We start from the raw sequence: 19,278 nt of genomic DNA, 5'->3' as shown, positions 1-19,278 counted from the left end.
CCTCGACGCGAATCTTCCCTCTTCTCTTTTCTTCCTTCTCCGCGCCTCCGCGTCTCCGCGTGAACCCTTTTCATTCCGAAGCCCCCACTTCGCCATATCCGCCGCCGCCCGGCGTTTCGATCACGAAGGCGTCGCCTGACGCGAGATCGGCGCTCCCGGTCGCCGCCAGCATTTCGAGCGCGCCGTCGGAGCGCTCGACCCAGTTGCGCCCCGGCGCGCCGTCTTCTCCACCCGCAAGGCCTGCGGGAGCGATCTTGCGGCGGTTCGCGAGGATGTTCGCCGCCATCGGCTCGCGGAAGCGGATGCGGCGCCTTGCGCCGTCGCCGCCGTGCCAGCGGCCCGCGCCGCCCGAATTCTCCCGGATCGAGAACTCCTCAACGATCACCGGGAAGCGGGTCTCCATCACTTCGGGGTCGGTCATGCGGCTGTTGGTCATGTGGGTCTGGATGACGGCGGTGCCGTCAAAACCCGGCCCGGCGCCCGAGCCGCCCGCGATCGTCTCATAATATTGGCGCGCTTCATCGCCGAAGGTGAAATTGTTCATCGTCCCCTGCGCCGGGGCCATCGCGCCGAAGGCCGCGAACAGCGCGTCGGTGATGACCTGACTCGTCTCGACATTGCCCGCGACGACCGCGGCGGGATAGCTGGGGCTGAGCATCGAATCCTGCGGCACAATCAGGGTGACGGGGGCCAGGCAGCCTTCGTTCATCGGGATCGGGTCGTCGAGCATGGTGCGGAGGACATAGAGGACGGCGGCGCGGACGACGGGGAGCGGGGCGTTGAAATTGTCGGGGAGCGTCGGCGACGAGCCGGTGAAGTCGATGGTGACGTGGCGTGCCTCGCGGTCGACGCGCACCGCAACCGCGACCTCGGCGCCATTGTCCATCGCGTAGCGGAACCGGCCGTCGCTCAAACGGGCGATGAGTTGGCGGACCGCGGTCTCGGCCTGCTTCTGGCCGTGCGCCATATAGGCGGCGACGGTGGCGGCGCCGTGCGCGGCGCTGAGCTCGGCGAGCGCGCTCGCGCCGCGCTGGCAGGCGGCGACCTGTGCTTTCAGGTCGGCGATGTTGAGCGCGGGGTTGCGGGCCGGGAAGGGGCCGGCGGTGAGGTGCGCGTGAACCTGGGCATCGAGGAATTGACCGTCGTCGACGATCAGCCGGTTGTCGAAGAGCACGCCTTCCTGATCGATGCTGGTGCTGTCCGGCGGCATCGAGCCGGGGGCGATGCCGCCGAGATCGGCGTGATGGCCGCGTGCGGCGACGAAGAAGCTCGGTTCTTCGCCCCCCTCATCTTCTTTGGCCACGAACACAGGCATGATGACGGTAATGTCGGGGAGGTGGGTGCCGCCGTCATAGGGGGCGTTGAGGGCGTAGGCGTCGCCGCGCCTGATGCCGCGGCCGTCGCTGGTTCTTTGGCGCAAGATCGTGCGGACGCTTTCGCCCATCGAGCCGAGATGCACCGGCATGTGCGGCGCGTTGGCGACGAGGCGGCCTTCGCCGTCGAAGATCGCGCAGGAGAAATCGAGCCGCTCGCGGATGTTGATCGACGAGGCGCTGTGCTGAAGCGCGCCGCCCATCTCCTCGGCGATCGCCATGAACAGGCTGTTGAAGATTTCGAGGCGGATGGGGTCGGGAGGCCGAGTCAAGCCCTCCCCTTCAGGGGAGGGCAGCGAGACTTGGCTCGGCGAAGCCGGGCCGAGTAGCCGCGGGTGGGGTCCAGCGGCCTTGCGCAAGGCCGCTGGACCCCACCCCAACCCCTCCCCTGAAGGGGAGGGGCTTTTCGAGAGCCGCAGCGTTCCCTCCCGCTCGACCGTCGCGGTCCAGCCGGGTTCGACCACCGTCGTTGAGAGCGGATCGACGATGATCGCCGGTCCCGGGACGCCGCGGCCGGGGGGAAGGGCGCTGCGCTGGTGGAGCGGCATGTCGTGCCGTGTGCCGGCAAGCCAGGCGGCGACGATTTCGGGTTCGGTTTCGGCGGATGCAGCGGGCGGCGGCAGCGCGGGCGGGGCGTCGCCCGCCCCGGTCAGTTCGACCCGGATGCGGTCGATCACCAGATCGCCGTGCGGGGCGTAGCCGAAGCGCTGGCGGAAGGCGGTAGCGAAGGCCCGCGCGACCTCGGCGGGCGGTGCGAGCGGGAGTTCGATCGCATTGTCGCTGTCGGCGAGGCGGACGAAGAGCAGGGTTTCGCGGAGGGTGTCGCCGTCGGGTGCAAGATCGCTTCGGGCCGCGTCCGACAATTCGGCTTCGGCAGCGGCAAGCGTTACGGCACATTCATCGTCGAGGGGCAGCGCCAATGTGCGCTCGCGGATCGCCGACGGCCTCGCGAGCCCCATGCCATAGGCGGACAGCACCCCGGCGAGCGGGTGGAGCAAGATTTCGTCGATGCCGAGCGCGTCGGCGACAAGGCAGACATGCTGGCCCGCGGCGCCGCCGAAGCCGACGAGGTTGTAGCCTTGCGTCAGGTCGTGACCGCGCGCGATGGTGATGCGCTTGATCGCGTTCGCCATCTGCTGGACCGCGATTCCGAGAAGACCCTCGGCGAGCGCTTCGGGGGTGATGTCGCCGACTTCGGCGGCCATGGCGGCGAATTTTTCCGCGACGATGTCGCGGTCGAGCGGCCGGTTGCCGTTCGGGCCGAAGAGCTTGGGGAAATGATCGGGCTGGATCTTCCGGAGCAGGACGTTGCAGTCGGTGACCGTCAGCGGGCCGCCGCGGCCATAGGCGGCGGGGCCGGGGTTGGCGCCCGCGCTTTCGGGGCCGACGGTGAGGCGCGCGCCATCCCAGCGGCAGATCGAGCCGCCGCCCGCCGCGACGGTGTGGATGCGCAGCATCGGGGCGCGGATGCGGGTGCCCGCGACGACGGTCTCATTGTCGCGCTCCAGTCGCCCGGCATAATGGCTGACGTCGGTCGAGGTGCCGCCCATGTCGAAGCCGATCAGGCGCGTCTTGCCGAGGGGTGCGGCGCTGCCGACCATGCCGACGATGCCGCCCGCGGGGCCCGAGAGGATCGCGTCGCGGCCGTGGAAGGCGGTGGCGGAAGCGAGACCGCCCGAGCTTTTCATGAACTGCGGATCGGTGCCGCCCTCAAGCTGGGCGCAGAATTGATCGACATAGTGGCGCAGGACGGGCGAGAGATAGGCGTCGGCGAGCGTCGTGTCGCCGCGGCCGATCAGCTTGATCAGCGCGCTGACCTCGTGGCTCGTCGAGATTTGCGCGAAACCGAGTTCGCGCGCGATGGCGGCGAGGCGCGCCTCGTGCGCGGGGTGGCGATAGCCGTGCATGAGGACGATCGCGATGCTTGTCAGGCCTTGATCGCGCGCCGCCTGCATTGCGGTGCGCGCGGCGTCTTCGTCGAGCGGGGTGAGGATATGCCCTTCCGGGCTCACGCGCTCGGCGATTTCGGCGACCATCGCGTGCGGCGGCGGCGTGCGGTGCAGCGCGCGGGCGAAGAGGTCGGGGCGGTCCTGATAGCCGATCGTCAGCGCGTCGCCGAAGCCCCGCGTGATCGCGAGCAGGGTCGGCGCGCCCTTGCGTTCGAGCAGCGCATTGGTCGCGACGGTCGAGCCCATGCGGATCGCGAGCGGCGGCAGCGCGCCGCTTCCGGCGCCGGTGAGGTCGCGGATCGCGCCGACCGCGGCATCGCCCGGACGCGCCGGATCTTCGGAAAGATATTTGGCGGTAACGATCGTGCCGTCGGGACGCCGGGCGACGACGTCGGTGAAGGTGCCGCCGCGGTCGATCCAGATGTGCCAGCGATCGTCAGTCGAGGATGCCATTGTCCGGCCATCGAATGACGATGGCGAGGCTGTTGTCAACGGCGGTGCGTTGCCAACTGCCCTTGAGCTGTCTTTCGATGAGCGAGCGGATGAACTGGGTGCCGAAGCTTTCGGTGTCGATGGCGGGCGTCGACGACAGCCCGCTTTCGATCCAGCGCAGCAGGATGGCGCCCTCTTCGCGGTCCCATTCGATCGTCAGCTCGCCCTTGCCTGCCAGCGCGCCATATTTGATGCTGTTGGTCACGAATTCGTGCAGCGCGAGCGAGATCGCCTGCGCGGCGTCGTCATCGAGCCTGACCTCGGGACCCGTGACTCGCGTCAGCCGTTCGGCGGACCAGCCCGCGAGTTCGAGCTCGCGCCGGATGATCGCGCGCAACTCGACGAACCCCACGGCGCCGGTGACGAGCATCTGCTTTGCGTCGGACAAAGCGCGCAGCCGTCCGTCGAATTTCGTCTCGAACTCCTGAAGACTGCCGCACTCGCGCAAGGTGATCCGCGCCAGCGCGCCGATGCGCGCGAAGGCGTTCTTCATCCGGTGCGCCATTTCGCCGATCATCAACTCGCGGTCCTCGGCGTGGCGCGCCTGCTGCTCGGCGAGCGCCTGCGCCGCGCCGACGCGGCGCTGCTGGACGCGGTGAAGCTGGGTGGCGAGGACCGCGAGCGCGAGGCCGAAGAGGACGATGGCGAACGGCCGTCCCAGCCGTTCGAGCAGGCGGCCGTAGGAAATGCGCATCGTCCATTCGCGGTCGGCGATCCGCAGCCTTTCCTCGTGCGCGTCCCAGCCGATGGCCCCGCGGCGGAAGACGAGCGGCGCCGACGGGCCGGCGCCCGCGTGGATTTCGATGCCCTTGATCGTGTCGAGCTGCGTGCCGAACACCGCGGGTATCAGGTCGTCGATGCGGAACGGGGCATAGACGAACGCCTCGATCGCGCGCGCGCCGCCGGTGGTCGCGATGGTCGCGCCGCCGCGGGCCTCGCCGGTACGGGCGTAGACGGGCAGATAGATGAGGAAGCCGGGCTGTTTGACCGCGGCGGTGCGCTCCTGCTGGAGGTGGACGATGCCGCTCGCGGCGGGGCGCCCCGTCTGCCATGCGCGCCGCATCGCCGCGCGCCGCACCGGCTCGCTGTACATGTCGAAACCGAGCGCGGCGTGGCGGCGCGGCGTATAGGGTTCGACGAGGACGACGGGAAAGCCGACCGGCTGGTCGGTGGCGGGCCGGACCTTGATGTCCTCGCCGTAATTTTCGCGCAGCCGCGCCTCGATCGCAGCGGGAGCTCCGGCGCGCATCGCGGCGGCGATGCCGATCCCCTCCATTCCGGGCGTCCGCACTTGCGGGCTGAGCGCGGCGAGATAGGCGCGAACGCCGGGGCCGCTCGGCGCGCTGTCGGACTGGTAGAGCGCACGCACCGCTTCGAGGACGGAGAGATGGTCGCGCAGCCGCATGTTGACCTGCGCCGCGACGCGCGCCGCCTGATCGGCTTCGTCGGCCTGATTGTAGAGGAAGCTGGCGGCCGCCGCGAGCAGCGTTGCGATCAGGATGACAAGGCCGACAAAGCGGACGAGCAATGCCATCAGCCGGTCTGCCCAGAACGAAGGGCGCATGCGATAATCCTGCCTGATGGCTGCCTCGGCAGCGCCCCCCTCCGCACGGAGATGTTCCATGGCGCGCGGGCGATGGCAAGTTTATTTCATCGTGCGTCCGGCACCCCCCGAACGGATTGCAAAAAAGGACCTTTATCCTATGCTGGCGGCGGGTGCCGGGGAATGGGAAGGGGAGAGCGCGATGATCGTCTATGGGTCGGTGGTATCGCCCTTCGTGCGCAAATTGCTGGGCTATCTGGGTGAAAAGGGCCTCGATTTCGAATTGAAGGGCGTCGGAATCGGCGATCCCGATCCGGGGTTCCGGGCCGCCTCGCCGCTCGGCAAGATGCCGGCGATCGACGACGACGGCTTCCTCCTCGCCGATTCGAGCGCGATCATCCATTATCTGGAGGCGAAGCACCCCGCGCCGCCTTTGATCCCCGCCGACCCGCAGGAACGCGGGCGCGTGATCTGGTGGGACGAGTTCGGCGACACGGTGTTCGCGGCGTGCAGCGGCAAGATGTTCTTCAACCGCATCGTCTCGCCCAAATTTCTCGGCCGCGAAGGCGACCTCGCGGCGGCGGCGCAGGCCGAGGCCGAGGAACTGCCGAAGCTGCTCGCCTATCTGGAGGGCGCGATTCCCGTCTCGGGCTACCTCGTCGGCGACCGCTTAACGCTCGCCGACCTCGCGGTCGCGTCGCCGCTGATGAACATTCGTCACTGCGGCGCGGGCATCGACGGTGCGGCGCATCCGAAGATCGCCGCGTGGAGCGAAGCGGTCTTGTCGCGCCCGAGCCTCGCGCCGTGGATCGCGAAGGAGGAAAAGATGATCGCGAAGGTCATGGCGGCGTGATCGCTGAGACTTTCTTAAGGCCCACCGCATAGACCCGGGCGGGAAGGAAGCGAGCGCCTTGCGACACCAATATCCCCTGCCGCTCCACCATAGCTGGCCGCTGTACGAAGAGGCGCGCCATTTCGATCTTGGCTGGGTCCAGCGGACCAGCGTGCGTCCGCCCGACCGGAGCGCCACGGCGGCGCCCGACAGCGAAGAGGCGCTCGCGCGGCTGGGGGTCGGCGTGTGGCGTTGCGACCTCGCGGGCGACCGGCTGACCTGGTCGGAGGCGGTGTTCGACCTGTTCGGCTTTCCGCGCGATGCGGCGGTCGCGCGCGACGATGCGGTCGCGTGCTATTGCGAGGGATCGCGCGTCGCGATGGAGCGGCTTCGCGACCATGCGATCGCTCACCGCCGCGGCTTCACGCTCGATGTCGAGATCGGTCCTGCGCTGGCGCGCACGCGCTGGATTCGGCTGGTCGCGGCACCGATCTGCGAGGGCGACAGGGTCGTCGCGCTGCACGGGCTCAAATATCCGGTTCCCCAGAGCGGCGGCTGGCCGATGACGGATATTGCCGTGTCGCGTCAGCCGAGCGCGACCGCGCGGGTGATTCCGATCGCCTCCAGAAAGTCCGGATCGTGACTGACGACGAGTAAAGCGCCGTCATAGGCGGCAAGACCGGTCTCGACCGCGGCGAGCGAATCGAGGTCGAGATGGTTGCCCGGCTCGTCGAGGATCAGCAATTGCGGCGGCTCGGGCGCGCCGAGGACGCAGGCGAGGCCGGCGCGGAGCATCTGGCCGCCGCTCAAGGTGCCGACGATGCGGTCGGCGGCATCGGCGCGAAAGCGGAAGCGCGCGAGCGCGGCGCGGCACCGGTTGTTCGTCGTTCCGGGATTGAGCGCGAGGAAATTGTCGGCGATCGAGCGGGCGGGATCGAGCAGCGACACGCGCTGGTCGAGCATCGCGAAGGGCACGGCGGTGCGGATGCGCCCCGACCACGGCGCGAGTCTCCCCGCCACCAGCGCGAGCAGCGTCGATTTGCCCGATCCATTGGGGCCGGTGATCGCGATACGCTCGGGTCCGGTGACGGTCAGCGACAGATGGTCGATGACTGGCCGGTCCGGCGCATAGCCCGCGGTCACATGATCGAGTTCGAGCACGGTGCGCGACGCGGGAAGGCCGGCCGAGGCGAGCCCGGCCGAGAGCGGATCGACCACCTCGACCCGGCTGCGCGCCGCGTCCAGCGCCTGTTCGGCCTCCTCGCGCTGGCGCCCGGCGAGGCGGCTCGCTGCCGCGCGCGTTTCCTCGGCGCGGCGCTTGAGGCCGCCGATGACGATTTTCGGCATGTCGCCGCGCGCGCCCTTGCGGCGCCCGCCGGCATCGCGCCGGTCCTGCTTCTCGGTCGCCGCCTGCGCTTGTCGTAGCGCGTGATCCAGCCGCTTTTCGGCGCCCGCGAGTTCGGCTTCGGCGGCCGCCTGCTCGACGGCCTTGCGGCTCTGGTAGGCGCTCCAGCCGCCGCCGTAGCGCGCGGCGCCGAGCGTGGTCATCTCGACGATCGCGTCCATCTCTTCGAGCAATTGGCGGTCGTGGCTGACGACGATCGCGCCGCCGCGCCAGCCGCGGAGCAGGTCGCGCACCGCTGCGCGGCCGTCGCGGTCGAGATTGTTGGTGGGCTCGTCGAGGAGAAGGAAATCGGGCGCCGCGAACATCGCCCCGGCGAGCGCGGCGCGGGTGCGCTGGCCGCCCGAGAGGGTCGTCAGCCGCGTGTCGGCGGGCAGCGGCAGGCCGACGCCGGCGAGGGCTTCGTCGATCCGCGCTTCGAGCGCCCAGTCGGCCTCGCCGATCTCCTGGGCGTTGGCTTCGCCCGCTTCGGCCTTGCGGAGCAGAGCGAGGCCGCCCCGCGCGCCGAACAGGTCGGCGATCGTCTCGTGCGGCCCGACCTGCACGGTCTGGTGCAGCATCGCGATCGTGCCATCGATGGCGATCGTCCCCGAAGCGGGTGCGAGTTCGCCGGTCAGCAGGCGCAGCAGCGTCGATTTGCCGACGCCGTTGCGGCCGACGACGCCGGTGCGCTCGCGCGCGAAAATCAGGTCGAGGCCCGAAAGGATAGTGCGGTTGTCGGGGGTGGACCAACCGAGGTTGGCGAGGGTGATCGAGGGCATGGATGGAGCTTTCCTGAAGGCACGGCTTGGGGCGATGCGGTCAGTTCAGATCCATGATCCTGTCACTCCTTTGGGGTTTGGATGCGGCGAATATAGCGCGGATCTGGGTGGGGGCAAGGGGAGAGCGGGTGCCGGTTTCGGGGTGGTAAGCGGACGCTGCCCTTTCTTTACTTCGTCATCCCCGCGAAAGCGGGGACCCAGAGCGTCCGTCCGCTTACCCATCCCTGGGTTCCCGCTTTCGCGGGAATGACGAAGGGAGAGAGTGCGGCAACTCTCGGCCGAAACCTGCCGCTAAAGCTCGACGATGATCCGCACCTTGTCCTCGCCGATGCCCATCGCGAGGGCGATCTGGCGGCGGCTGCGGTCGATCAGCTCGTGGAGCTCCTCGGGCGCAGGATCGCCGAGCAGGTCGGCGGCCTGGACGCCGAGGATCTCGGCGAGCGCCGCCATGCGGGCGTGCTTGGGCCGCGCGCGGCCCTTTTCCCAGCCCGAAACCGCGGGTGCGCTGACGCCCATGCGGTCGGCGACCTCGGCCTGGTTGAGCCCGGCGCGGACGCGCAGCCGCTGCAGGCGGGCGCCGAAGGCTTCGTCGGCGGGGGTCGGCGCCTCCTCCTCATCGTGCGTCACGGCGCTGCGGAGCCGGGCGGCGCTCAAGGTGGCGGGCGAAACCGGCGCGTCGAAGCGGCATCCGAACAATCGGTCGCTGACCCAGACCACTGTGGCAGAACTGTCGCCGGCGTGCGGCAGATCGATCTCGATCCGGTCGCCCGCGAGCAGGTCGACGTCGCTTTCGAGGAGCAGCCCGGTTTCGGAGATATTGTGGATCAGCACCTTGATGCCGGTGTCGCCGTTCTGCTTGCCCTCGGCGGGAAGGCTGAGCTTGCGGCGGGCGCTGCCGCGCGCGTCGGCGCCGGGCGCCGCGGGAAAGAAATATCCGGGAATGGCCATGGGAGAGGTGTCGGGGCAAGCGGTTAAAAGAAGGTTAGCGGGGGGTGCCCTGGCCGGCGCGCCGGCAAGAGATGCGCGCAGGCGCGGCAAGTTGCAATGCATCCCCCGCGATTATACGGCGAACCGATAAATCAGGCCGATAAGTCAGAGCCAGCCGATGCTGCGGAAGCGCCAGTAGAGGAGGCCGCAGATGCCCGCCATCAGCGCGATCGCGAACGGATAGCCGAAGGTCCAGCCGAGTTCGGGCATATGCTGGAAATTCATGCCGTAGATGCCGGCGATCGCGGTCGGCACCGCGAGGATCGCGGCCCAGGCGGCGAGCTGGCGGGTGATGACGCCCTGGCGCTGCTGTTCGAGGAGCGAATTGGTATCGACAACCGAGGCGGCGACCTCGCGCAGGCCCTGCAGGCGGAATTCGGCGCGCTGGACATGGTCCCATATGTCGCGGAAATAGGGGCGGACGGCATCGTCGATCCACGGCAGGTCGGCGGTGCCGACGAGGCGGCCCGCGACGTCCTTCATCAGGCCGACGATGCGCTGGAAGCGGATGATCTCGTGCCGCTGGGCATAGAGATGGCGGATTTCCTCGGCGTCGAGCGGCGTGTCCATCACGCTTTCCTCGACGAGGAGCAGCCGGTCCTCGATCGCGTCGATCACCGGGAAATAGCCGTCGATGATGAAATCGAGGATCGCATAGAGGACATAGTCGGGGCCGTGCGCGAGCTTCTGCGGCAGGGTTTCGAGCCGCGCCCGCACCTCGGTATGCGCGCGCGCCGAGCCGTGGCGGACCGAGACCGCGAAATGGCGGCCGAGGAAGATCGCGGTCTCACCCGACTGGATCGTGTCGCCGTCGAGATTGGCGGTCGCGGCGATGACGAAAAGCTGGTCGCCATAGACCTCGACCTTCGGGAGCTGCTTCGCCTTCAGCGCATCCTCGACCGCGAGCGGATGAAGGCCGAAGCGCCTGGCGATGCCCGCGAGCTCGTCCTTGGTGGGCTCGTAAAGCCCGAGCCAGAAGAAATCGCTGTCGTCGCAATCCTCCGGAATGATGTCGTCGGGTCCGAGGTCGCGGACGAGCTTGCCCTGATGATAGTGGCGGGCGGCCATGATCGGCATCGGCGGGCTCCTGAAAAGGCGAAAGCTAGAGGGTGCGGCTGTCATAGGCCCATTGCAGCAGCGCCTGGCGCTGCCGGGGCCGGCAAAAGGGGTCGCCGGGCTCGCAATGCCTGCGGACCTGCGCGGCGTGGCGCCGGAAGGCGCGCCAGCGGGCGATCTGGCGGTCGTCCTCGCCCGGCATCCGCCGCCCCGAATAATAGCGGCAATACCATTGGAACCAGCCGCGCGGATCGTCGGGATGTATCCATCCCTTCGCGATCCAGACGCGAAGCGGCGCGCTCGCCCGGACGCCGAAATAGTTGAGCGAGCAGTCGGCGTCTCCCTTCGCGATCCGGGCGCCCTCGAACCATGCCGCGGGAAATTCGCCAGTGCAGTCGCGCATATATCTGCCGCAGAAGACCCCGAGGCGAAGCATCTCCGCGGGGGTCAGTTCGGGCTGGAAATCGGGGGCGAAGGCCTGTCCCTCCGGGGCCGTGCGCGTGTAGCGGTAGTCCTTCTGCATCCGGTCGTTCACGATCACTTCGACGGCTTCGGTCATGGGAGGAATCTAGCGGGCGCTGGCGAAGCTGCAATCCCGATTGCTGCCGGTCGCCGGTGTGTATTATCCGAATAAAACTGCTTGCCATGTTCGCGCTACAAATGTAGCACGCTACAAATGTAGCGCATTGGAGTGATTCGGAATGCTGTCGAGTCTGCCCCCGCGGGAACGCGAAATCGTCGATGTCCTTTACGAGCGCGGGGCCTCGACGGTTACCGAGATCGGCGAGGCGCTGAGCGACGAACTGTCGGGATCGGCGATCCGCGCGATGCTGAAGCGGCTCGAAGCCAAGGGCTTCGTCGCGCGCGAGGCGTCGGAGCGCGGCTTCGTCTATGCGCCGAGCGTGTCGGACAAGACCGCGCGCAAATCGGCGCTGAGCCAGGTCGTGCGGGTCTTTTTCAACGGATCGGCGACGAGTGCCGCCGCCGCGCTGCTCGGGATGCAGGACGAGATGAGCACGAACGAACTCGACGAGCTCGAAAAGATGATCGCGAAAGCGCGCGAAGGGAGAACATCATGATCACCACCGTCCTGCTGCTGGGCCTTGCCTGGAAATCGGCGCTCGTCGCGGGGCTGACGCTGGGCCTGCTGCGCCTCGCGCGGGCGCGTTCGGCGGGCGAGCGGTCGATGATCGCGCACGCCGGGATCGTCGCGCTGCTCGCCTTGCCCGCCGCGATGCTGCTGCTTCCGTCGTGGAACCCGCTTCCCGAAAGCTGGAGCGCCGCGCCTGCGCCGGTGGTTGCCGCGCCGGTTGCCGATAGCGCCGTACCGATTGCAGAGGCGGCACCGGCGACCGGGGTCGCGAGCGACGGAGCGCGTTTCACGCTGCCGGAGGTCGGCGATTTCGCGCCCTTTCTCTATGCGATCCCGCTGGCGCTGCTGTCTGGAGTGATGCTGATCGCGATCGTGCGGCTGTTCGCGATGCGCGGCCGGGCCGAGATATTGACCGAAGGCTCGTGGCTGTCGGCGCTCGCCGAGGCGCAGCGCCGCATGGGCTTCAAGCACGGCACCGCGCTGCTCGTCAGCGGTGAACTCCGCTCGCCGATCAGCTGGGGCGTGCTGCGCCCGACGATCGTGCTGAGCCCGGTCGCGGTCGAGGCGGTCGGTGAGGCCGAGGCGATCATCGCGCACGAGCTGGCGCATGTCGCGCGGCTCGACTGGGCCAAGCTGCTCGGCGCGCGCGCCGTCTGCGCGCTCTTCTGGTTCAACCCGCTGGTGTGGATGCTGGCGCGCGAGAGCCACCAACTGCGCGAGGAAGCCGCCGACGATGCGGTGCTGATGGCCGACATCGACGGTCCCGATTATGCGACCCTGCTCGTCGGCGCGGCGCGCCACGACAATCAGGGCGCGCTGATGGCGGCGCACGGCGTCGCGCCCGGCAAGGGCAGCCTCAAGCGCCGGATCACCCGCGTTCTCGACGGCAGCCTGAAGCGCGGCCCCGCCAGCGCGAGCTGGATGCTGATGAGCCTGGTGCTGCTCGCGGGGATCACCGCGCCGCTCGCCGCCTTTTCGGCGACTGCTGATCAGAAACAGGCGGCGAAGGACTCCCCGGTTCCTTTCGCCGCCGCCGTCCCGGCCGTGGCGCATCCGTCCGCCACGGCCGGGGCCTCGCCCGAGAATGAAGCGCCCGCGGCGGCGACGCACAAGCCGCTGACCGCCGAACAGCTCGTCAGCATGCGCGCGGTCGGCGTGACCCCCGAATATGTCGCGCACATGCGCGAGCAGGGCGGCTCGATGGACCCCGACGACATCATCGCCGCGAAGGCGACCGGGGTCGACGCGGCCTATGTCAACGCGATGCGCGGCATCTTTCCGGGCGCCGACATGGACGATGTGATCGGCGCGTCGGCGCTGCATATCGAGCCCGGCTATGCCCGCGAGATGAAGGCGCAATTCCCCGGCCTGTCGATCGACGACCTGCACGCGCTGCGCGCGCTGGGGGTCACCGGCGACTATGTCCGCCGGATGCGTGGGGCGGGCTATTCGGTGAAGGACGCGGACGCCGCGATCGAGCTGCGCGCGACGGGCATGGCGCCGGGGGCGAAGCGGCGCACCACGACCCGCAAGGATGAGACGCGCGTCGAGATCGGCCGCGGAGGCCTCGAAGCGCGCAGCGCCGACGGCCGCGTCGCGCGGATCGAATTTCCCGAACCGCCCGCGCCGCCTGCGCCGCCCGAGAACTGACGTTCGGACGTTCGTCCAACCTTAGCTTCCGTTGATCGAGTTACGGTTTTGAATTGCCGCCGCGGCGGCGAGCGATGGCGCTCGTCTGGTGCGCGGAGGGAGGAGTGTGCCATGAAGACCCTGATTTTTGCCACCGGCGCCGCCCTGCTGTCGGTTCTGGCCTGCGCTGCGCCGAGTACCGCCGCCGACCCGCTGGTGCTGAGCGACGTCGCCTGGCAGGCCAGCTCGGCAAACGGCAAGCCGCATTTGCGGGTCAGCCGGGCGCGGTCGAACAGCGATGTCGCGATCGACGGCTCGCGCCCCGAGCTCGCGGGCACCGAGGCGGCGCTGCGGAGCGGGGGCGGGCCGGTGTCGTTCACGATCGTGCATGATTCGGGAACACTCACCTGTTCGGGCACTCTGAAGGGCGCGTTCGACGGGGCGGGCAACTGCCGCTTCACCGCCGACCCGCGTTTCGAGGCCGCGTTGGCGTCGCGCGGCCTCGCGCCGGAGGACCGCGACGATCTGCTCGCGATGCTGCTCGTCGATGCGACGATCGAGCTGGCCGATGGGCTCACCGCCGCGGGAGTACGGCCGAAGGACGACGATGATCTGATCGCCGCCGCGGCGCTGAAGGTCACGCCCGCCTATGTCCGCGATCTCAGGTCCGAGGCGATGGTGCTGACCGACGTCGAGGACGCGATCGCGTGCAAGGCGCTGGGCGTCGACGGCGCCTATGTGCGCGGCCTTGCCGCGGCGGGATACAGGAAGCTGAGCGCCGAGGATGTCGTCGGCATGAAGGCGATGGGCGTCACGCCCGACTATGCCCGGGCGATGAACCGGGCGCGGGGGAGCAGCCGGTGAAAATCGTCATCAGTCTTGCGGCGCTATCCGCCGCGCTCGCGACCATGCCGGTAGCGGCGCAGGACGCGGCGCCGACCGGCGATACGCCGGCGGCGGCGGCGGCCGCGATTCCCGCGACGGCCAAAGGCGCGGCGCGGCAGGTCTTCACGCCCGCCGATTTCGCGCGCTACGCGCCGAAGAATGCCTATGACATGCTGGCGCAGGTTCCGGGCTTTTCGATCCGCGACAGCGAGGATCGGCGCGGGCTGGGGCAGGCGACCGGCAATGTCCTGTTCAACGGCGAGCGGCCGTCGAACAAGGCCGACGACATGTTCACCCAATTGTCGCGCATCCCCGCGGGCAATGTCGAACGGATCGAGATTATCGACGGCGCGACGCTGGATATTCCCGGCCTGTCGGGGCAGGTCGCCAATATCGTCTATCGCGCCGACAGCTTCTCGGGGCAATTTTCGTGGAAACCCGAATTCCGCGCGCATTACACCGATCCGCTGTTCACGCGCGGCGATGTGTCGATCCGCGGCCGGACGGGCGAGATCGAATATGAGGCCGGCCTCAATAATAATGACTCGGCGCGCAGCGGCGCCGGCGGTCCGACGCTGATCCATGACGGTGCCGGTGCCGGTGCCGTCATCGAGCGGCGTAGCGACATCTGGAACACGCATTACGATACGCCGAAGCTGTCGGGACGCATCACCTGGGACCCGCCGGGCGACACGGTCGCCAATCTCGGCGGCCATTATCAGCGCAAATATGACCGCTATTACGAAGACGGGGTGCGCTCCGGCCCCGGCCTTCCCGACCGGCTGCGCACCGTGCGCGAAAATGCCGACAGCTGGAATTATGAGATCGGCGGCGATTACCAGTTCGGGCTCGGCCCCGGCAAGCTCAAGCTGATCGGCCTCAGGCGATTCAGCCACGAACCCTATTCGCAGGAGATCGTCACGACCCCCGACGACGGATCGCCCGCGACCGGCGATCGCTTCGCGCAGACCGGCGACCTCGGCGAGACGATCGCGCGCGGCGAATATCAGTGGAAGATGCTAGGCGGCGACTGGCAGCTGTCGGGCGAGGCGGCCTATAATACGCTCGATAATGTCGCATCGATCGCGGTGCTGGACCCCGCGGGGGCGTGGGTCGATCAGCCGTTCGAGGGCGGCACCGGCGGGGTCAGCGAGGATCGCTACGAAGGTCTGCTGAGCTTCGGACGCAAGATCACCGACAGCTTCACTTTCCAGCTGACCGGGGGCGCCGAACATTCGACGATCACCCAGACCGGACCGAACGGGCTGACCCGGACCTTTTTCCGGCCGAAGGGGTCGCTGACGCTCGCCTGGGCGCCCTCGGCCGATTTCGATGCATCGCTGAAGATCCGGCGGCGGGTGCTCCAGCTCAGCTTCTATGATTTTCTGGCGCGCGCCTTCCTCAACGACGGCAATGCGAACGAGAGCAACAATGATCTGAGGCCGCAGCAGGACTGGAGCTATGAGCTCGAGATCAACAGGAAGCTGGGTGCGTGGGGATCGACGAAACTCTATTTCGTGTTTCGCGACGTCGAGGACCGCGTCGACGTGATCCCGGTCGGTATCGACGGCGAGGCCGTGGGCAATATCGCCAAGGCGAAGGCCGGCGCGGTCGAATGGAGTTCGACGATCAACCTCGACCCGGCCGGGCTGAAGGGCGTGAAGATCGACACGAGCGTCCTGTTCCAGAAATCCTCGCTGCGCGATCCCTTCACCGGCGAGAAACGCCAATGGAGCGGTTTTACCGACACTTCGATGAGCATCGATCTGCGCCATGACATTCCGGGCAGCGACTGGGCGTGGGGCGGCCATGCCGAATATTCGCACAATCAGCCCAATTATCGCCGCAACCAGACCGACAAGGTGTGGGAAGGCCCGGTGTGGGCGTCGGTGTTCGTCGAGCACAAGAATGTCATGGGCCTGACCGTCCGGGCGTCGATCAACAATATCTTCAACGCGCGGTCGAAGCGTGACCGGACGGTGTATCAGGGGGTGCGCGGGGCGAGCGAGATCGCCTTCGTCGAGGAACGCGACCGCCTGATCGGGCCGATCTTCGGCTTTTCGGTGCGCGGGAAATTCTAAGATCAGCTGCATCAGCTATCGTCATTGCGAGCGAAGCGAAGCAATCTCCAGTCCGCGTTCATTGGCGACGATAGCTGGAGATTGCTTCGTCGCTATGCTCCTCGCAATGACGACTCCCTTGATGTCATCGCGCTCTCCGCCAGCTAGGACGGGTGGATGATCGCGCGGCCGGCCAAAATCTATTTCGACGGCGGATGCCGGCCGAACCCCGGGCCGATGGAGATTGCGGTGGCGACCGGCGGCGCGGTCTTGATCGAACGCGATATTGGCGTCGGAAGCAGCTTCGATGCCGAATGGCTGGCGCTGATCGCAGCGCTGCGGCTGGCACGAGAGCGCGGGCTCACGGATTTCCTGTTGCTGGGCGATGCCGCGGCGGTGGTCGCGCAAGCGACCGGGAGGGTGCGGGCGCGGGGCGAGGCGGCGGCGCATCTGGCGGTGTTTCGCGCACTTGTGGGCGCCGGCCCGGCGCCGCGGGTCCGTCATATCGGACGCGCGCAGAATCTGGCGGGGATTGCGCTTGCACGGTTGCACCCGCGCTAGATCGTCATGCCGCGCGCTCCCGCGAAGGCGGGAGCCCATCTCCGGTCGGTGCCATCTTGAACCGACTGGAGATGGGTCCCCGCCTTCGCGGGGACACATTGCCTTTGAAAGCGAATCCTATATCCGTTGTCGTTCCGGCTTCAGCGGGAATGGCAATTCCAGAGATCAGGCGTAGGCGTCGATCGCGGCGAGATGTTTCGCCTTGTCGGCGTCGCTCAGGAAAGAGCCGGTGAAGCTGTTGCGCGCGAGCGTGACCAGATCGGCCTTCGACAGGTCGAGCGCGTCGGCGACGGCCTGATAATTGGCGTTCACATAGCCGCCGAAATAGCTGGGGTCGTCGCTGTTCACCGTCGCCTTCAGGCCCGCATCGAGCATGGTCTTCAGCGGATGCGCCGCCATGTCGCCGACGACGCAGAGCTTGAGGTTCGAGAGCGGGCAGACGGTGAGCGTCATGCCCTCGGCCGCGAGGCGCGCGACGAGCGCGGGATCTTCGAGGCTGCGGTTACCGTGGTCGATGCGATCGACCTTCAGGAGGTCGAGCGCCTCGCGGACATAGGCGGGCGGGCCCTCCTCGCCGGCGTGCGCGACGATCTTGAGGCCGAGCGCGCGGGCGCGTGCGAAGACGCGCTCGAACTTCGCGGGCGGGTGGCCAACCTCGGAGGAATCGAGGCCGACACCGGCGATACGATCCAGAAACGGCAGGGCTTCGTCGAGCGTCGCCTCGGCTTCGGCCTCGCTGAGGTGGCGGAGGAAGCAGAGGATCAGCTTCGAGGTCAGGCCGTGGCGCGCTTCGGCCGCGTCGAGCGCGCGGGTGATGCCCGCGACGACGGTCGCGAAGGCGATGCCCCGCTCGGTGTGCCCCTGCGGGTCGAAGAAAATCTCGACATGCCGGACATTGTCGGCATGTGCGCGGGCGACGTAGGCGGCGGTGAGGTCGTGGAAATCCTGCTCGGTCCGGAGGACGCCCATGCCCTGATAATAGATGTCGAGGAAATCCTGAAGGTTGGAGAAGGCATAGGCGGCGCGCACCTCCTCGACGCTGGCGAAGGGGATCGCGACGCCGTTGCGCTGCGCGAGTTCGAACATCAGCCCGGGTTCGAGCGAGCCTTCGATATGGAGGTGGAGCTCGGCCTTGGGGAGGCCGGCGATGAAGGTCGCGCGGTCGGCGGCCGAGGCGAAACCATCAGGCATCGGACACCCCCTCCTCGCGCAGGATGATCGCCGCCTCGGGCTTGTGGCGGCGGATTTCCTCGATGGTCAATCCGTCGATCTCGTGCGGGAAGATCAGCCAGCGGTCGGTTTCATGGACGAAATAGTCGGGGCGGAGGTCGGTGACGTTGCGGCGCGGCTTGAACCAGACGGTCGCGATGCGGATGTCGCGCGGCATATTGTGGCGGCAGCGCGCCCGAAGCTCGGCGATGAAGGCGCGGATGCTGCGCCCCGAATCGAAGACATCGTCGATGATCAGCAGCCGGTCCTCGGGATCGAGCGTGTCGATCAGATAGCCGAGCGCGAACACGCGTACCTGCGGGTCCTGATCGTCGATGCCTTTGTAGGAGGAGGTGCGGATCGCGATATGGTCGCAGTGGTGGCCGTGATAGTCGAGCAGTTCCTGCACCGCGATGCCGACCGGCGCCCCGCCGCGCCAGATGCCGACGAGATGCGTCGGCCGGAAGCCGCTGTCCACCACCTGCATCCCGAGCCGCAGCGAGTCGGCGAGGAGCTCGTTCGCGCTGATGTAGATTTTCTCGTCGCTCATGATCCGGACGTAATCCGCCGCTCGACATTTGTCATGTCCGGCATTATGTATGGTATTGTGTATGGATACAGGATGTGAGTCGATGACGACGACCGAACTCGAAGGCCGCGACAAATGGCGGTGGATTTACCGGACCGGGCTGCACGGCCTCTGCCCACAATGCGGCGAGGGCCGGATGTTCCGGCGCTGGCTGAAGGTGCAGGATCGCTGTCCGCATTGCGGGCTCGACTATGATTTCGCGGCGCCCGACGACGGTCCGGCCTTCTTCTCGCTGTGCTTCATCGCCTTCCCGCTGCTGTTCCTCGTCGTCTGGTTCGAGGTCGCGCTGAACCCGCCGTGGTGGATGCACCTGATCGTGTCGGTGCCGCTGATGGTGATTCCGTGCCTTGCGGTGCTGCAGCCGATCAAGGGCTGGCTCGTCGCGTCGCAATATGTGAACCGGGCGCAGGAAGCGGGGACCGACGCGCTGTGGGCGAAGCTCAACGCGCGCGCGAAGGGGGAAGCGGTCGAGGGCGATGGCTGACGGCTGGATTCCCGACCTCGCCCGGGCGGGCGGCGCCAAATATGTCGCGATCGCCGAAGCGATCGCCAAGGCAGTCGCAACCGGCACGCTCCGCGCGGGCGACAGATTGCCGCCGCAGCGCGATCTCGCGGCACGGCTCGGGATCGACCTTACCACCGTCACCAAAGCCTATGAGCAGGCGCGCGAGCGCGGGCTGATCGGTGCGCGCGGGCGGGCGGGGAGCTTCGTGCTGCCGCAGGATGCGATTGCCGCCGGGCCGCCGCCGCGCGACACCGGCATGAACATGCCGCCCGAGCCCGAGGGCGGAACATTGCTTGCCGCATGGGAGCGGACGGCCAGCGCCTTGCTGCGCGCGCCGGGCGCGGGCGGGCGG

At 68.1% G+C, this 19,278-nt stretch carries 17 protein-coding genes; 9 read left to right on the top strand and 8 right to left on the bottom strand.

Annotated elements, in window-relative coordinates:
- Window positions 1-70: 70 nt before the first annotated feature.
- Together ACE3SL_RS03680 and ACE3SL_RS03675 are read right to left on the bottom strand one after the other, a co-directional pair.
- The gene (locus ACE3SL_RS03680) at window positions 71-3,775 is read right to left on the bottom strand and encodes a hydantoinase B/oxoprolinase family protein (protein ID WP_374524406.1); all 3,705 of its coding nucleotides are present in this window, start codon (window positions 3,773-3,775) and stop codon (window positions 71-73) included.
- Window positions 3,759-5,378 carry a CHASE domain-containing protein gene (locus ACE3SL_RS03675; RefSeq protein WP_374524405.1) on the bottom strand — a complete coding sequence of 540 codons (1,620 nt, stop codon included), beginning with the start codon at window positions 5,376-5,378 and terminating at the stop codon, window positions 3,759-3,761. The genes ACE3SL_RS03680 and ACE3SL_RS03675 overlap by 17 nt, the downstream gene beginning before the upstream one ends.
- A 139-nt stretch (window positions 5,379-5,517) precedes the next feature.
- Here ACE3SL_RS03675 and ACE3SL_RS03670 point away from each other — a divergent pair, with 139 nt between their 5' ends.
- Window positions 5,518-6,210: a glutathione S-transferase family protein gene (locus ACE3SL_RS03670; RefSeq protein WP_374524404.1), complete on the top strand. Its 693-nt coding sequence runs from the start codon at window positions 5,518-5,520 to the stop codon at window positions 6,208-6,210.
- Window positions 6,211-6,268: 58 nt separating this feature from the next.
- Window positions 6,269-6,832, top strand: coding sequence for a hypothetical protein (locus tag ACE3SL_RS03665; protein WP_374524403.1), 564 nt, complete (start codon window positions 6,269-6,271; stop codon window positions 6,830-6,832).
- Here the strand turns inward: ACE3SL_RS03665 and ACE3SL_RS03660 are convergent.
- From ACE3SL_RS03660 to ACE3SL_RS03645, 4 genes are all read right to left on the bottom strand, one after another.
- Window positions 6,775-8,352: an ABC-F family ATP-binding cassette domain-containing protein gene (locus ACE3SL_RS03660; protein WP_374524402.1), complete on the bottom strand. Its 1,578-nt coding sequence runs from the start codon at window positions 8,350-8,352 to the stop codon at window positions 6,775-6,777. The two genes, ACE3SL_RS03665 and ACE3SL_RS03660, sit on opposite strands and share 58 nt — an antisense overlap.
- 291 nt (window positions 8,353-8,643) lie before the next feature.
- Window positions 8,644-9,300: a helix-turn-helix domain-containing protein gene (locus ACE3SL_RS03655; RefSeq protein WP_374524401.1), complete on the bottom strand. Its 657-nt coding sequence runs from the start codon at window positions 9,298-9,300 to the stop codon at window positions 8,644-8,646.
- Between the two features lie 144 nt (window positions 9,301-9,444).
- Window positions 9,445-10,416, bottom strand: a complete 972-nt coding sequence (corA, locus tag ACE3SL_RS03650; protein WP_374524400.1) for a magnesium/cobalt transporter CorA — start codon at window positions 10,414-10,416, stop codon at window positions 9,445-9,447.
- A gap of 25 nt (window positions 10,417-10,441) precedes the next feature.
- Window positions 10,442-10,954, bottom strand: coding sequence for a hypothetical protein (locus ACE3SL_RS03645; RefSeq protein WP_374524399.1), 513 nt, complete (start codon window positions 10,952-10,954; stop codon window positions 10,442-10,444).
- Between the two features lie 142 nt (window positions 10,955-11,096).
- Here ACE3SL_RS03645 and ACE3SL_RS03640 point away from each other — a divergent pair, with 142 nt between their 5' ends.
- The 5 genes from ACE3SL_RS03640 (at window position 11,097) to ACE3SL_RS03620 (ending at window position 16,623) form a co-directional block, all read left to right on the top strand.
- A complete protein-coding gene (locus ACE3SL_RS03640) occupies window positions 11,097-11,474 on the top strand; it encodes a BlaI/MecI/CopY family transcriptional regulator (protein WP_374524398.1) in 378 nt (125 codons plus the stop codon).
- The gene (locus ACE3SL_RS03635; protein WP_374524397.1) at window positions 11,471-13,138 is read left to right on the top strand and encodes a M56 family metallopeptidase; all 1,668 of its coding nucleotides are present in this window, start codon (window positions 11,471-11,473) and stop codon (window positions 13,136-13,138) included. Before ACE3SL_RS03640 ends, ACE3SL_RS03635 begins: the two co-directional genes overlap by 4 nt.
- Window positions 13,139-13,249: 111 nt before the next feature.
- A complete protein-coding gene (locus tag ACE3SL_RS03630) occupies window positions 13,250-13,981 on the top strand; it encodes a hypothetical protein (RefSeq protein WP_374524396.1) in 732 nt (243 codons plus the stop codon).
- A complete protein-coding gene (locus tag ACE3SL_RS03625; RefSeq protein WP_374524395.1) occupies window positions 13,978-16,083 on the top strand; it encodes a TonB-dependent receptor plug domain-containing protein in 2,106 nt (701 codons plus the stop codon). Before ACE3SL_RS03630 ends, ACE3SL_RS03625 begins: the two co-directional genes overlap by 4 nt.
- A 156-nt stretch (window positions 16,084-16,239) precedes the next feature.
- The gene (locus ACE3SL_RS03620; protein WP_374524394.1) at window positions 16,240-16,623 is read left to right on the top strand and encodes a reverse transcriptase-like protein; all 384 of its coding nucleotides are present in this window, start codon (window positions 16,240-16,242) and stop codon (window positions 16,621-16,623) included.
- A 165-nt stretch (window positions 16,624-16,788) separates the two neighbouring features.
- On the opposite strand, the gene ACE3SL_RS03615 is transcribed toward ACE3SL_RS03620, so the two are convergent.
- Window positions 16,789-17,814, bottom strand: a complete 1,026-nt coding sequence (locus ACE3SL_RS03615) for an adenosine deaminase (protein ID WP_374524393.1) — start codon at window positions 17,812-17,814, stop codon at window positions 16,789-16,791.
- A complete protein-coding gene (locus ACE3SL_RS03610) occupies window positions 17,807-18,382 on the bottom strand; it encodes a phosphoribosyltransferase (RefSeq protein WP_374524392.1) in 576 nt (191 codons plus the stop codon). The genes ACE3SL_RS03615 and ACE3SL_RS03610 overlap by 8 nt, the downstream gene beginning before the upstream one ends.
- An 82-nt stretch (window positions 18,383-18,464) precedes the next feature.
- On the opposite strand from ACE3SL_RS03610, the gene ACE3SL_RS03605 reads away from it, so the two are divergent.
- Complete coding sequence (locus ACE3SL_RS03605) at window positions 18,465-18,905, top strand: DUF983 domain-containing protein (protein ID WP_374524391.1); 441 nt, start codon at window positions 18,465-18,467, stop codon at window positions 18,903-18,905.
- The coding region (locus ACE3SL_RS03600) for a GntR family transcriptional regulator (RefSeq protein ID WP_374524390.1) at window positions 18,898-19,278 on the top strand (381 nt) is incomplete at its 3' end. The genes ACE3SL_RS03605 and ACE3SL_RS03600, both read left to right, overlap by 8 nt.

The sequence above is a fragment of the Sphingopyxis sp. genome (assembly GCF_041916015.1).
Classification (GTDB): Bacteria; Pseudomonadota; Alphaproteobacteria; order Sphingomonadales; family Sphingomonadaceae; genus Sphingopyxis.
This window is presented reverse-complemented; position numbering and strand designations above follow the sequence as displayed.

Coding starts and splice junctions, on each gene's coding strand:
- ACE3SL_RS03680 (WP_374524406.1), bottom strand. CDS start 3,775: ATGGCATCCTCGACTGACGATCGCTGGCACATCTGGATCGACCGCGGC.
- ACE3SL_RS03675 (WP_374524405.1), bottom strand. CDS start 5,378: ATGCGCCCTTCGTTCTGGGCAGACCGGCTGATGGCATTGCTCGTCCGC.
- ACE3SL_RS03670 (WP_374524404.1), top strand. CDS start 5,518: ATGCTGGCGGCGGGTGCCGGGGAATGGGAAGGGGAGAGCGCGATGATC.
- ACE3SL_RS03660 (WP_374524402.1), bottom strand. CDS start 8,352: ATGCCCTCGATCACCCTCGCCAACCTCGGTTGGTCCACCCCCGACAAC.
- ACE3SL_RS03655 (WP_374524401.1), bottom strand. CDS start 9,300: ATGGCCATTCCCGGATATTTCTTTCCCGCGGCGCCCGGCGCCGACGCG.
- corA (WP_374524400.1), bottom strand. CDS start 10,416: ATGCCGATCATGGCCGCCCGCCACTATCATCAGGGCAAGCTCGTCCGC.
- ACE3SL_RS03645 (WP_374524399.1), bottom strand. CDS start 10,954: ATGACCGAAGCCGTCGAAGTGATCGTGAACGACCGGATGCAGAAGGAC.
- ACE3SL_RS03640 (WP_374524398.1), top strand. CDS start 11,097: ATGCTGTCGAGTCTGCCCCCGCGGGAACGCGAAATCGTCGATGTCCTT.
- ACE3SL_RS03635 (WP_374524397.1), top strand. CDS start 11,471: ATGATCACCACCGTCCTGCTGCTGGGCCTTGCCTGGAAATCGGCGCTC.
- ACE3SL_RS03630 (WP_374524396.1), top strand. CDS start 13,250: ATGAAGACCCTGATTTTTGCCACCGGCGCCGCCCTGCTGTCGGTTCTG.
- ACE3SL_RS03620 (WP_374524394.1), top strand. CDS start 16,240: ATGATCGCGCGGCCGGCCAAAATCTATTTCGACGGCGGATGCCGGCCG.
- ACE3SL_RS03615 (WP_374524393.1), bottom strand. CDS start 17,814: ATGCCTGATGGTTTCGCCTCGGCCGCCGACCGCGCGACCTTCATCGCC.
- ACE3SL_RS03610 (WP_374524392.1), bottom strand. CDS start 18,382: ATGAGCGACGAGAAAATCTACATCAGCGCGAACGAGCTCCTCGCCGAC.
- ACE3SL_RS03605 (WP_374524391.1), top strand. CDS start 18,465: ATGACGACGACCGAACTCGAAGGCCGCGACAAATGGCGGTGGATTTAC.